We start from the raw sequence: 13,890 nt of genomic DNA on the forward strand, positions 1-13,890 counted from the left end.
GTTTTCTCATGGAGAATTATCATGGCCGTTAAGCCAATCACCGCCGAGTTTCAGCATCTGGTTGTTGAAATTGAAACAGATGTCGAGGGCACTTTCTCAAAGATCTGCGGCATCACACAGCGCGGTATCAACCGTCAGCACAATATGCAGACAACGGAAGTTCCTGCCGATTGTGAGGATGAAAGCCTGCCAGCAGTTGTCGAACGTGCTGTTCAGTCGTCGGAAGTCACAATTTCAGGTACTGGCGTCTGGGCCAGTCAGAGCCACCAAATGATGCTTGATTGGTGGTATTCCGGTGGCAAGAAGACAATTCGCGTTCAGCATGTGAATGCGAAAATTGGTGATACCGAATATGAAACCGGATTAGCAATCCTCGTGAATCTCAACAATGCCGTTGAAAAAGGCCAGAAGGTATCGGCGGAAATCGAAATTCAATTCGACGGCCTGCCAACGCGTACCGCTAAGGCTGCGTAATGGCGAAGGCTATCACTTGGGCTGGCGGGGAGCATGATTTTGAACTCCGCCTTGAACACCTTCGCGCCCTGCAAGACAAATGCGATGCGGGGCCGCAATGGATACTGATGCGGCTCACGTCTAAGCAATGGTTCATTGATGATGTGATCCAGCCAATCCGCCTCGGCCTTGAGGGTGGCGGCATGGAAAAGGAAGCTGCCCGTAAGCTCGTCCAGAAATTCGTTGAAGATCTACCGCTCACATTGTCGGTGCTGACAGCGCAGGCCGTGTTGATGGTTGCTCTCTTTGGCGATGAGGATGATCAGCCGGGGGAGGGACAAGCGGGGGCGAAGAAGACCCGAACCCGCTCCCGCGTGGCAAATGGAAGTTCAACCGCTTCTACCAATGGGCCGGTATAATCAATCGCGACATCGGCAAGATGACGGTTTGGGAATTTCGCTGTGCCGTTGAAGGCTTCAAATCCGCCAATGCGCCCGAAGAAAAAGCCGCTCCGGGTATGAGCGACGATCAACTTGCAGAACTTGGAATTGAGGGCTTCTGATGGCAACTGACGTTGAACGCCTTGTCGTGGCTATGGAGGCCCGGACTGCGGCTTTTGAAAAGGCGCTCAACCGCTCTTACAGTCAGGCGGCAAAGCAATCTAATCAGATTGAACGTCGCTTTCGCGATATGAATAAGAATATCGAAAGCGTGTTCTCTCGCGGCGGCATTGGTTCTGCGATCAAGAAAGACCTTGATGCTTCTGTTGCGGCTGTATCGACGGCTGAAGCCAAGCTTAGCCAGTCTACAACATCCATGAAAGGGATGATGACTGGACTGGCTGGCATATTTGCAGCCCGCGAACTGGTCATAATGGCCGATAGTTGGTCTGACGTTTCCGCCCGTGTCGGTATCGCCGTGGGTGAAATGTCAGAAGCTCCTGCGGTTATGGAGCGTCTATATAATCTTGCGCAGGACACCTATTCAGGTTTTCAGCAGACAGCAGAAAGCTTCATTGCCAATAGCACGGCCCTCAAAGAGCTAGGCTACAACACCAATCAGCAGCTTGATTACACGGAAGCACTTAACAACGCCCTTGTTGTATCGGGTGCAAAGGGTGATCGTGCAACCAGTGTCACGAACGCGCTGTCAAAGGCGATGGCGGCTGGCAAACTGTCAGGTGATGGCCTCAATACCATCATCGAAACAGGCGGACGTGTAGCTGAGGTTCTGGCGGCTGAACTTGGCGTGGGTGTGAACGCACTGCGCGATGTTGGCGCACAGGGCAAGATTACATCTCAGGTCATCTACAGTGCACTGACAAAACGCATGGAGCAGCTTGCTGATCAGGCAGGCTCAATGCCAGCCACCATCGGTGATGCTTTACAGCAGATCCAGAACGCGGCGTTAAAGTCTGTTGGTGCGCTCGATCAGACTGGAAAGGTTTCAGAAAAGCTTTCTGGCCTGCTGGGCGGTGTTGCCAAGAATATGGATACCGTTGCCGTCGCAGGTGTCGCAATGGCAGCAGCCTTCGGTGCGCGCCAGATTGGGAACGCATCGACAGATCTTACCAAGTATGCAAAATCCTCTACCGATGCAGCCAAGGCTTCACGCATTTCAGCGCTTGAAACGGCGCAGTCGGCACGTGACGTTGCATTGCAGGAACATGCAGTTGCTACAGCGCGGTTGCGAAGCGCGGAAGCCGCAATGGCTGGCATTCGTACAAATGGGCTTGTTACCGCATCTTATCGAAACGTCAGTCGTGAACTGTTGGCAGCTCGCATGACCATGAGCGCCGCGAATGCACAGTTGTCTGTTGCTGATAGTTCTCTTGCAAAGAATGTTGCATCAATTACACCAGCAGCTACCGCTGCAAATGCAGCCATTCGAGGCCTTTCAGGGGCAATGACTGCGCTCGGTGGGCCGGTTGGTGTCGGGTTGCTGGCCCTGACTGGCATTATGTATGCGATTTCTACGCGCTCTCAGGAAGCTGAAGAGCGTGCAAATCGTTATGCTGAAGCCATCCGCAAGGCGGCTGAAGTTACCGATTATGCCGGACTTGGTATCGAAAAGACTGCTGAAAAGCTGTTCACTCTTTCCAGCGGTCTTACGGAAGCCCAGAAAGCAATTCGTGTTGATGAGGCAACCGCAAACGCAGAAAATTCGGTTGCAGCGCTGGAAGAGGCTTTCAACTCTGCCGGTCGCGGGATCGCAGGTCTAAGCACCTATCTTTCATCCGTTTATGGTGAAATGGGTGATCTGGTTGAGCGTTTCAAAGACGGTGAAATTTCTGTCGAGGATTTCAACTCTGAATTAGACCGTTTGTCTGGCATCGACCCGAATATAACTGCTGTTGTCGCGCGTATGCAGCAAATTGCATCAGAAGCTGCCGCTGCACGTGGTGAGGTCAACGCCCTTGGGCTGGCACTTTCCAGTCTCGGCGGCAAAGGTGGTCGCGTTGGAAAAGAAACCGATGCGGAACGCGAAGCGCGTGAAGCTGGCGTTCGCCAATCTCAGGTCAACTTCAATGAGCGCTTTGGTGATTTTGAGGAAACAAAGAAAAGCTTAGAAGCACAGGCGAAGGCCATTGAAGATGCCGCGAAAAAAGCGGCTGGTGGCAGTAAGGGCCGCAAAGGTGGCGGCGGACGTTCGAAGAAAGATCGACCAGATGATTTGCAGCGTGAAATCGAGCAGATCAAAGAGCGCACAGCAGCTATTCAGGCTGAAACCGAAGCGCAGGCGGGCATAAATCCGCTCATTGATGATTACGATTATGCAATCACCAAAGCTCGCGCTACGCAAGAGTTGCTCAATGCTGCCAAGAAAGCCGGGATTGAAATCACGCCCGCCTTGAAAGAGCAAATTGAAGGTCTGGCAGAAGGTTATGCCAACGCCACGGTTAAAGCCAATAAGCTCGCGGAAAGTCAGGATCAGGCGCGAGAGGCAGCGGACTTCTTCAAAGGCTCTATGATGGATGCTTTTCAGTCGATGATACCGGCGATTGAAACCGGCAATTCGGCTCTTGATAAGTTTCTTAATACGCTCATTGAGGCGGTCTTGCAGGCCACGTTGCTTGGAAAGGGTCCACTCGCTGGCATCTTTGGCGGCGGTGGATCTGGGTTATTTGGCGGTATCGGCAAGCTCTTGGGCTTCGACAAAGGTGGCTACACTGGTTCTGGTGGGAAATACGAACCGGCTGGCGTTGTCCATAAGGGCGAATATGTCTTTGACCAAGATGCGGTTCGCGCAGCTGGTGGGCCTGCCGCTTTGGATGCAATGCGACGTGGTCTGAAAGGCTATGCCAACGGTGGTTATGTCGGCCCACTGCCGACTTCAAACGCACCCACAGCAACCAGCATTAAGGGTATGCGGGGGCAGGGTTCGAATGAGACTATTCGCATCATGCTTCAAGACGACAGTGGAAGAATGGCATCAATTGCCGATCAGCGGATCCAGACGGCAGCGGGGCCAATTGTCGAAATTTCTGTTCGCAAAAGCACAGCAACGGTGAAGGGCGCCCTTCCATCAATGATCGCTGACGCACAAACAAGGCAAATGTAATGGCAACGATACTCTGGCCGCGTTCTGTCCTGAAGCCTAAGCACGATCCGTTCAATATTGCGCCACGCACATTGGCCGGGCCTGCGAGCGTATCAGGTGTTTCGCAGGTCTCAGCGTCAGATGCTGGTATCTGGAAGGCCACGTTCGCAGACATCATCATAAAGCGTGGGACGGCTTCAATCTTAGCGTTCCGCGCTATTTCCACCATGCTAGAGGGCAGGTTGCACCCCATTCTTGTTCCACGATGCTGTGCCTATCAGCCGTTCGATCCAGACTGGAAAGACTTGCTTAATAGGGTTCCTCATTCGGATACCAGTCCGTTTAGTGATGGTGGCTTGTATCGTTCACGCGCAATCGACATTCGCTTGACAAGCAATATCCCGTTACGTGGAACAACGGCAAACATTGCCATTGTTGCAGCGGGTCAATTGCAGCCTGGGCAAGATTTCTCAGTCGGTGAGCGCATGTATCGTATTCGTACGGTTCAGATGACTGGGGAGAATACGGCAACAATCACGTTCCGTCCTCCAGCGCGTGAGGCTGTCGCGGCTGGAACGGATATGGAGTTTGACCGTCCTGTCTGCCGCATGCGCCTTGCAACTGACGGTGAGATGGATCTCGACTTAGACCTTGTTGCGCCGTGGTCATACCCGACAGTCAATTTCATTGAGGATGTGTGATGTCTTTTTTCACGTCGCAGCAATTGGCTGAGTTCTCAAAAGGTGAGGTTCGGCTTGATATGCTTGTCGAGTTCCGCTTTGCGTCTGAAACAATGCGGGTATGGAACGGCAACACCAAACTGCCAGCTGGCGGCAATTTCTATGAGCCGATGTATGGATACGGCTCAATTGATGGCATCGGCATGGGGTCATCAACTGCCGCAGATAGCGTGTCGTTTCAGTTGAGCGGCTTGCCGGATGCAACGCTGAACTTTCTCGCCATGGCATTGGATGCGAACGATGAGGTTGATCAGCGGATTGTTGTGGTTTCGATCCAGTTGTTCGATACCGAATGGCAACCGCTCGGTACCCCCGCGCCAATCTGGTGGGGGTTTATGCAGCCGCCACGTATCAGCCGTTCGGAAATGCAGGGGATTGATGGCGCGATCCAGTCAATTTCTATGACTGCTGAGAATGCATTCTTCAATCGGTCCCGGCCTGCTTATGGTCGGTACACTGACCGCGATCAGCAAGCCAGATCGAACGGGGATAAGTTCTTTCAGTTTGTTGGGTCGCTGCTGTTCAAAAGCTTCAAATACCCCGACTACTAATGGGAGGTAAATCATGCCTAAAGATGAAACAGCTACTGATTTCGCCGAAGCTTTCCAGAGATGGTGCTTACGGAATAATGTTGATCCAAGTTCCAAGAGTTTCGTCAGTTCGCTTTCGGTCACAATCGCGAATTATCATCGTGAGCGTTCATCCGGCTGCGGTGATAGCCTTATAAAGAGCAGTGAGTGCTACAGGGACTAGAGATTTTATTCCGTCTTTCGCCGTGTCTTGGCCCGTTTCTTTCATCCATTCATACAGTGTCTCGCCAATTGACTTGGTGTCTTGGAGCGGATTTGGCTTCTGCAAAACTTCCCATGCAGTATCAGTCAGCTGTAGGTAAAACTGCTTGTCTTGATGGATATATCCAGACCTAACAAGATAAGAGACGGTGCTATCGAATAGATCGCTCTCCTGATCGTCCAAAACTTCATTGCCAAAGAACGTACCAGCATCGCGGTCTATTTCTATTGGATGCTCCGAATAGAGTTGTCCAAGAATACGCCCGACCATCGTTTTAAATTCTACAATATTCTGCGGTTCTTTCATCTGTGCGCCTCCCATCTTGCTCGTCGATTTTTAAACCGCTTTGAAAGTTTGTCTATGCACATTGCAGAGTTTGTAGCAGCCGAGGCGCTTAAGCCTTTCCGGTGGGGTGAGACTGACTGCTCTTCAACGGTAGATAGATGGATTAGCCTAAAGACGGGGCAATCACCCTTGGCGCAGGCCGGGTTGGTTTACCGGAATGAGTACGACGCAACAGCCCTTCTGATTGAACGTGGCAGTTTCCCTGTTGTTGTCAATCGCGCGATGAGGCTGATCGGCTTTGAAAAGACAGAAACACCACAAACCGGCGATGTCGGTCTCATCCTTCACAATCGAAAAATGTGCCTCGCCATTCACGCTGAAACATTCTGGTTCTCGCGGGACGAGAACGGACTGATCGGCGCGTCACTTGATGCAATCTGGAAAGCTTGGAGAATTCAATGCCAGTAGCTCTGTCCGGCTTGATTGCAACAATCGTTGGCACTGGCGCAGTTGGCGCTGCTCTCCAAACGGGCCTTGCTGCTCTAACGATGTTTGCATCAACCACATTAGGCGGGTTGGCACTGTCTCTCGGTCTGTCATACTTGGCATCTTCGATCTTCCGTCCATCCCAACCAAAACCGGAAGATGTGCAGCAACAGGTTCGTCAGCCGACCGCACCGCGCATCAGACATTACGGTCGCGTAAAAATGTCAGGAACTTGGGCCTTTGCAGAAACCAAAAGCGGCAATTTTTACAAGGTTCTGGCATTGGGGCAGGGGCCATTTGAAGCCATTGAGGAAGTTTACGTTGATGATCTGGCGCTGGATCTGCAATCAGATGGAACGCCACGACCGCCAAGCAAGTTTCGTCAAGGCACAACGGGGTCATCGCTTTTGCGCATACAGACGCGTTTGGGCGTCACTGTTGAAACGTCCTACAATGAATTGGTCTCAGCCTTTCCTGAATGGACGGCGCAACATCGAGGCGATGGCGTAGCTTCATTGTTGGCCTGCCAATATGCGGTAGGTCAGGAAAGCTATCTCAGTCTGTTTCCCAACGGTATAAACACAAACTACCGAGTGGTGGCTCGCACAGCGATTATTAAAAATCCCGTCACTGGCGGGATGGAATGGAATGACCGAGCGGCAGCGGTCATTCGCGATTACATGACGCATCGTGATGGCATGCGGCTGCCGGAAAGTCTATTCGCAACGCCGCTTGCACATGCTGGATGGCTACAAGCTTATGCGCGTTCCGATGAATCGATTGCGATAGCTGGTGGCGGCGCGGAGCCTCGATACAGGCTTTGGGGGTCATACCAGCTCAATGAGCGTCCAGCGGACGTTTTGGGTCGAATGCTGGCATGTTGTGATGGTCGTTTGGTACCGACACCAGATGGCGGTTTGACCCTCGATATCGGGGCATGGGAAGAGCCTACCGTTATTTTGACAGCTGACGCAATTACAGGATTTTCCGAAGTTGGGCGTGGTCGCGATGTGATGACATCAGCCAACACGATCCGCGCCACATTTCTTGATCCAAGTCAGGATTATCAATCGACAGATGCTGATCCATGGGCTGATGAGAACGATGTTTCTGAGCGCGGAGAGGAAGCCAAGGACGTACAGTTCAACATGGCTCCATCGCACAGTCAGGCGCGGCGCTTGATGAAGTTGGAATGGTTCCGCGCAAACCCTGTTTGGGTAGGTACTTTCAATACCAACCTCATGGGTCTGGCGGCTTTTGCCAAGCGTTTCATCCGTATTCAGTACCCGTTATTCGGTATCAACAGCGCGTTTGAGGTCTTGGACTTTAAATTTATCATCGGAGAAGGTGGTATTCTGCAAGGCGCAACAATCCAAGTCCAGTCCATGCCGCAATCTGCTTATCAGTGGGATATGTCGCAGGAAGGTACCGCGCCAGTATCAGATAGCAGCAATGTGGATGATGATCTGCCGGTGCCAGCTGCACCTGCCGTTATTATCCAATCCGGGCCTGTTGCAGAATTGAGCTTTCCGCCGTCTGGCAATCTACTTCTCAGTTATATGGTCCGCTGGAAAAAGACAGCAGATACGGAATGGACAGCAGTCGGTCCGCTGGAAAATAAAGCTGAGCGATACACAACGCCAACGCTTGCAGCAGCAACCGAGTACGAATTCCAGTTGGCGATGCGAACCGAAAAGGGACGGGTAGGTTTTTACTCGCCAAGCACAGTCAGAACGACGCCCTGACCAAACAAACAATCTAGTTAATCTCCCTGCTCTGGCGGGGCTATTTGCCATGGAGCAATCGCATGACCGTTCGTACAATTGACGACATCTTCCGTGATTTCGTAATCGACGGAGTTCCGGCATCAGGTCCGTTCCATCCGTATAAGCCGGACATTCGCGATACGCTCAAGGCTTTGCTGGAGGGAATTAGCGCTTTCCCGGATAACCGCGTCATTCGGCTGAATAACGGCAATGAGGGGTCCCCAAACAATATCGTCGTTTCGGCGTCTGTTGCCATACCTGCGGCTGCGTATCAGGTGCTTTATATCATGAATGTCACTCAGGAAAATACAGGCCCGGTTACGGTATCAGGCGCAATCAATCGCGCACTGGTGACAAACACAAATAGACCCATTGAGGCGGGTTATTTGCAGTCGGGCATGGCGCTACTCTGCATTGATACCGGCACGGAACTGCGACTACTTTCATATGGTGATGCTGAGGCCATTCAAGAGGCTGCGGAAGAGGCTGCGGGACGAGCGGAAGCTGCAGCGAGCTCTCTAAATCTACCTATTATTCAGCCGGGCGATGCCGGTAAGTCACTCGTCGTAAATCCTGACGAAGACGGATATGAGCTGGGTTCTCCTAGTTCGGGTGCTGGTGAATATGAAAGTCGTGCAAAGGTCGAGGAAACCGACATCCCCGAAACGGATAATTTCGTGCGCACGGCAGGATATTACTCTCCCGGCGACGGCGGTGGCGCGCTTTATATTCGCGTTTCTTCGGAGCCGTCTCACGCTGGCAAGGTGCAATCGGATGATGGAGCGTGGTGGGAATTGGTTAGATCCGGGCGTGTGAGCATCCTGTGTTTTGGCGCAAAGGGTGACGGCGTTACTGTGAACACAGCGATACAGGACGCTCTGAATTATATTAAAGCGACAAACGGTGGCACACTTTACATTCCGAGGGGGGTATATCGCACAGCCCCACTATCCTACACCGTGTCGAACGGTGGCTTGTTTTCGGGTGGGCGGCTTAAGATAGAGGGTGAAGGCTCTGCAAACTCAATCATTCTCGGTTTGGACGGGGCGGGTAACAATGCGGCTACACTTGAAGTAAAAAGCTCTTTCCCCGATCCAATTAACTCACTCTGGTTTGGCTCTGAAATACGAGGCGTTTCTTTCCGTAGAAATGACAATACAGGTATTGGACTAAGCATCCAAAATTTTGTTAACGTGATCCTCTTTGATGTTACGTGTTCAGGGAACTTTGACGGCTGTAAGATGACTGGCGTTCTTTCGTCGTCATTGTACGAGTGTGGATTTGTCAACAACAAGACAGGTATTGCTTTGTTGGCCGGGGCGCTCTCTACTCCAAATCAAGTATCGTTCTTTTCGTGTAAAGTGGCCTCCAATGGCAATATTGGTATGTACGCAGAGCGTCCGGGCGGTATTCGCTTCTATGGCGGCTCGGTTGAAGGTAACGGGGTGGATAACCCAACCAATAGTGGTACCGGTGTAACGATTGACCATTCTGGCTCCAGTGTTGGAACTACTATGGCGTGTGTCTTTGATGGTGTTTACTTCGAGATTAACAACGGTGATGCTGATGTATTGATCCAGCAAGCAAACACAACAGATAATATATTCGCTCGCTTTAGTGGATGTTCTTTCCAGTGCACAGGGGCAGCAGGCAGCTATGTCGTGAACCGTGTCTTAATTCAGCACACTAGCGCTAGGGCTGTTACCGTTCAGTTTGATGGCTGCACATTCTCTGAACTCGGCGGTTTTGTTCCGAATGCGTCACAAAGGTACATCCGTGTTACTGGGTCAGGCACAGGTAGGCGAAAAGTTACGACTAATGACTGTTACTTCAATACTGCTGCTGCTGCACCTGAGTCCGGCATAGGATCTAGCGTAGAAATGCGTGGCCTTGTTAACCCTATGATGCAGATGGGTACGGTTGGGGATAGCTATGGCTCATCTGGTACTTTTACCTTTGATCGACCTTTTGCCTCTGCGCCTCAAGTATTCCCTGTAGCCACGGTGAATGATGGGGCAGGAGCATGCGTTGTTGAAATTTACAACACTACTACAACAGGGTTTTCTTTCCGTAAAAAGAAGGTTTCAGGGTCTACGCAGGTATTAGATAACTTCTGGTTCTCCTTCTTAGCGGTGGGTATAGGTAGTTAGGCAATATTGTTAAAAACAACATCGGCTCGGCAGAATATGTCAATAAGTCAATCTAAGGCGCATAAGTTGGAGGGCAGCTTTTCACCTCATTTAGCATTGCTTGTTTGATAAATTAACGTTTCAGGTGCATCAATACGTCCACTTGAGAAACAGGGCGAAGGCAAATACGTGCTGATAATTGTTATTCTAGCACAGCTGCAGGGACGCCCGATACTCGTGTGGGTAATCGTCTGGTGGCCCAGATCGGAGCTTGTTCTTACCTATCGCGACATTCAGGGGCGCGCTTGCTGCGCCTGAGTATTCGTGCAAGTGAAATATTCATATAGATGCTTATGTAGTTTATGGGCATGTTTGGGGGGGTACAAAACTATGAACGCAGCGGTTAATGGGACTGAAGTAGTATTAAGTGTCAATGGGCGCTACGGCAAGATTAGTTTTCCAGTTCATGATGATCCAATTGGTAGGTCGATGCAAGAATTTGGAGAATGGGGACAATTGGAACTTGAGAAAGTTCTCTCTCTAATAAATCCGGGCGATTGGGTTCTTGATATTGGAGCAAATGTTGGTTCCTACACGCTGGCTTTTTCTGATAAAGTTGGACCATCAGGGCGCGTATTGGCGTTTGAAGCACAACCTTATCTCTGCAACCTATTAGAAAAGACTATACGGAGTAATGGCATTAATAACACGATTGTTTCTGGAAGTGCGGTGTCAGATGTAGAGGATGTACTATATTTTGATACTATTGATTATTCAGAACACGTTAATGCCGGTGCTGTGAAACTTTCTTCCCTTAATATAGAAGGCAAGCAGGTGGTTCAGGCTTTAACAATTGATAAGTTGGATTTGGAAAGATGCGATCTCATTAAATGTGACGTTGAAGGTATGTCCTGCAATGTTCTAGTTGGCGCAAAATTTACTATTAACAAATTCAAGCCAATAGTAGTGTCAGAAGTGAATGATGTTAAAGAGGGCGTTGATCTATACAATGCACTAAAATCATTTAATTATGATGTGTGGTTGGTGCAATCAGATGCGTTTAATCCAGGCAATTTTTATGGCAATAAAAATAATATATTCGGACACGCTGCAGAACTCTCAATTATTTCAGCCCATCCTTCCAATCAATTATGCGTCGACCCCGATACATTTGGAAGTAAAATACTTTCTCATGATCAGCTGGCCAGTTTGATTCTTGCGTGTCCCAGATACGGTGATGCGACACCCCATGATCGCAATCCTATCGAGCTTAATAGAAAGAATGAAAGTCTATTGTCTAAGTTGGAAGTTTTGGAAGACAACTGTAATCGCCTCTCATACCGCAACAAATTATTGGAGACCAGAATTGCTGATTCTAGCCATTTAAGATCACAAATCGAAGATCTTAAAACCACACTATGCGAAGTTAGGCATGAATATGAAGCTGTGCATGCGCAGTTATCTCGTGTGTATTCGTCCCGTTCGTGGTGGCTTACTAAGCCATTTCGTTTTTGTGCTCGGACACTTCGTAAAATGATCGGGGGTGTTTAGCATGCAACATTTGCAGCCTGTTATTCCCACAAATCAGGAGTGGGAAGCGTTATTGTTGAATGCTTCAAAGTCCGATGATCATCCTGCCCTCCTTGATGTAATCATCCCCGTTTATAAAGGGCTAGAAGAAACAATGCGCTGTTTGTACAGCGTATGTTCTGTTAAGCAGCATGTATCGTTCAATATTATAGTAATCAATGACCAGTCGCCTGATGATGAATTGGTCGAACAACTCAAGTGCTTGTCTCAGTCTGGTTTGATCGAATTACACCATAACGAAGAGAACTTAGGATTTGTTGGTACCGTAAATTATGGTATGAATCTCTATCCTGAAAGAGATGTCCTTCTGTTAAACTCCGACACTGAAGTATACGGAGACTGGCTTGATAGAATACATGCGCATGCCTATTCAAGCCGAGATATAGGCACTGTTACCCCACTGTCGAATAATGCGGAGATTTGCAGCTATCCTCACTTCATTCAAGATAACAATTATGAACTTGAGATATGCGGATTTGAATTAGATCAACTGGCAGCCAAGGCCAATCCCGGTTTCGGAGTTGATGCTCCAACGGGTGTAGGTTTTTGCATGTACATAAAGCGAGAATGCCTTTCAAGGGTTGGATATTTTGACAAAGAGGCGTTCGGGCGTGGATATGGTGAGGAGAATGATTTCTGCCAGAGGGCAATAAAACTAGGATATCGAAATTCAATTTTGGCCGACACTTATGTTCGCCACTATGGCACTACGTCCTTTGGACCCGAGAAGGCTGAGCGCATCCAGGGGGCAATAGATACATTGTCGGCAAAGCACCCAAAATATCAGTCAGATGTCTCTGAGTTTATTAAACACGACCCACTTTTTCAAGCTCGGCGTACATTAGATGTTGAACGCCTACGCAGTTCTGGACGTCCCGTTCTAATATTTATCACCCATAACTGGGGTGGGGGTACTGAAAGGCACGTTCAAGACATGAAAGGTGTCATCGAGGCGTCCGGTGAAGGGTTAGTCTTGATCATGCGACCTAAACAAGATTCTAACGACATACTATTTGTTGATGATGAGAGGTACCCAAATCTTGGTGATTTTAGTCTAAAAGATGACGTTAAGTGCTTTGTGACATTCCTCTCCGATTTATCGGTAAAACTGATTCATGTACATCAATTGGTAGGAGCCGATGTAGAACTTTCCGATTTTATTCGTCAGTCCTGCTCGGTATCGAATATTCCTTATGATTTCACAGTCCACGACTATTACACTTACTGTCCTCGTATTCATTTATGGGATCATTATAAGCAGTATTGTGGTGAACCTGACCAGAGCAGTTGCGAGGTGTGCTGCAAAGAGGGTGGTTATTTAGAAAGTTTAGGAGCAGCATCGGTTTGGCGCTGGCGTCAACGAAATCATGAGTTCCTCTTAGGTGCGCGTAAGATTTTCGTCCCGAACGATGATGTATTGCGACGCCTAAAGCGCCAGTTTTCGGGTACCGAACCAATTGTAAAAGCTCATATTGAGCCACACTTGAGGGATTGTGCAGCAAACCTGACATTTACCGGACGTCGGTTGGGAGGCAAATATAAGATAGGTCTTATTGGAGCGCTGGGCACTCATAAGGGATCTATGTTGTTGCTCGAAGTTGCGCAATTGGCGAAAAAGAAGTCACTTGATTTGGAATTTATTGTGGTCGGGTACACCGATCGCGACGATGAACTCGAAAGAGTGGGAAATGTGAAAATCACTGGAAGCTATGATGATTCAGAATTAGATGGAATTTTGGCCAAAGAAAATCCAGATATTTTCTGGATGGCAAGTATATGGCCAGAGACATTTAGTTATACTCTGTCAGAAGTGTTGACGCATGGGCGTTGGCCAGTAGCATTTGATTTTGGTGCCATCGCGCAACGGATCAAAACACTTGGTTTCGGTTCCGTTCTTGATATAGATCTCATGCTCGATCCAGAAGCATTGCTTGTGACACTATACAACCATTGCGTATCTGAGAGGCGAGGTAGTTTGCGATATAAGAGCGCCAAATATGGTTCCTTTATTTCAGATTACTATGAGCTCTGCTAGTCTCGGCTTTTTGGTGTTTTCCCTCCCAAGTGTTATTCATTTAGATTTCTATCCAGCGGGTTATGGGTTGCCGT

11 protein-coding genes and 1 pseudogene are annotated in these 13,890 nt (G+C 49.3%); 11 read left to right on the forward strand and 1 reads right to left on the reverse strand.

The genetic code is table 11. The features are described from left to right. Positions 1-21: 21 nt before the first annotated feature. From CEV31_RS10670 to CEV31_RS10690, 6 genes are read left to right on the forward strand one after another with little or no spacing between them, the layout of a single operon-like run. On the forward strand, positions 22-474 hold the full coding sequence (locus tag CEV31_RS10670) for a phage tail tube protein (protein WP_094507029.1): 453 nt from the start codon (positions 22-24) through the stop codon (positions 472-474). Next, positions 474-872, forward strand: coding sequence for a gene transfer agent family protein (locus CEV31_RS10675; RefSeq protein ID WP_094507030.1), 399 nt, complete (start codon positions 474-476; stop codon positions 870-872). The genes CEV31_RS10670 and CEV31_RS10675 overlap by 1 nt, the downstream gene beginning before the upstream one ends. A 20-nt stretch (positions 873-892) precedes the next feature. Further along, positions 893-1,015 (forward strand): hypothetical protein, encoded by a 123-nt coding sequence (locus CEV31_RS21410; protein ID WP_268876333.1) that lies wholly within the window; start codon positions 893-895, stop codon positions 1,013-1,015. Then, positions 1,015-4,014, forward strand: coding sequence for a tape measure protein (locus CEV31_RS10680; RefSeq protein WP_094507031.1), 3,000 nt, complete (start codon positions 1,015-1,017; stop codon positions 4,012-4,014). Before CEV31_RS21410 ends, CEV31_RS10680 begins: the two co-directional genes overlap by 1 nt. Further along, entirely contained in the window at positions 4,014-4,694 is a 681-nt protein-coding gene (locus CEV31_RS10685; RefSeq protein ID WP_094507032.1) for a hypothetical protein, read from the forward strand. The genes CEV31_RS10680 and CEV31_RS10685 overlap by 1 nt, the downstream gene beginning before the upstream one ends. Next, on the forward strand, positions 4,694-5,284 hold the full coding sequence (locus CEV31_RS10690; protein WP_094507033.1) for a hypothetical protein: 591 nt from the start codon (positions 4,694-4,696) through the stop codon (positions 5,282-5,284). The genes CEV31_RS10685 and CEV31_RS10690 overlap by 1 nt, the downstream gene beginning before the upstream one ends. Positions 5,285-5,432: 148 nt before the next feature. On the opposite strand, the gene CEV31_RS10695 is transcribed toward CEV31_RS10690, so the two are convergent. After that, positions 5,433-5,831: a hypothetical protein gene (locus CEV31_RS10695; protein WP_143850915.1), complete on the reverse strand. Its 399-nt coding sequence runs from the start codon at positions 5,829-5,831 to the stop codon at positions 5,433-5,435. On the opposite strand from CEV31_RS10695, the gene CEV31_RS10700 reads away from it, so the two are divergent. From CEV31_RS10700 to CEV31_RS10720, 5 genes and pseudogenes are all read left to right on the forward strand, one after another. Then, on the forward strand, positions 5,832-6,278 hold the full coding sequence (locus CEV31_RS10700) for a DUF6950 family protein (protein WP_374846886.1): 447 nt from the start codon (positions 5,832-5,834) through the stop codon (positions 6,276-6,278). Next, complete coding sequence (locus CEV31_RS21490; RefSeq protein WP_094507036.1) at positions 6,269-8,041, forward strand: fibronectin type III domain-containing protein; 1,773 nt, start codon at positions 6,269-6,271, stop codon at positions 8,039-8,041. The genes CEV31_RS10700 and CEV31_RS21490 overlap by 10 nt, the downstream gene beginning before the upstream one ends. 62 nt (positions 8,042-8,103) lie before the next feature. Next, positions 8,104-8,742, forward strand: a pseudogene (locus CEV31_RS10710) (hypothetical protein); the annotation flags it as partial. Between the two features lie 1,839 nt (positions 8,743-10,581). Continuing rightward, positions 10,582-11,742, forward strand: coding sequence for an FkbM family methyltransferase (locus tag CEV31_RS10715; protein ID WP_094507037.1), 1,161 nt, complete (start codon positions 10,582-10,584; stop codon positions 11,740-11,742). A gap of 1 nt (position 11,743) precedes the next feature. Continuing rightward, positions 11,744-13,816 (forward strand): glycosyltransferase, encoded by a 2,073-nt coding sequence (locus CEV31_RS10720; protein ID WP_094507038.1) that lies wholly within the window; start codon positions 11,744-11,746, stop codon positions 13,814-13,816. Positions 13,817-13,890 lie beyond the last annotated feature (74 nt).

The organism is Brucella thiophenivorans (genome assembly GCF_002252445.1).
Taxonomy (GTDB): domain Bacteria; phylum Pseudomonadota; class Alphaproteobacteria; order Rhizobiales; family Rhizobiaceae; genus Brucella; species Brucella thiophenivorans.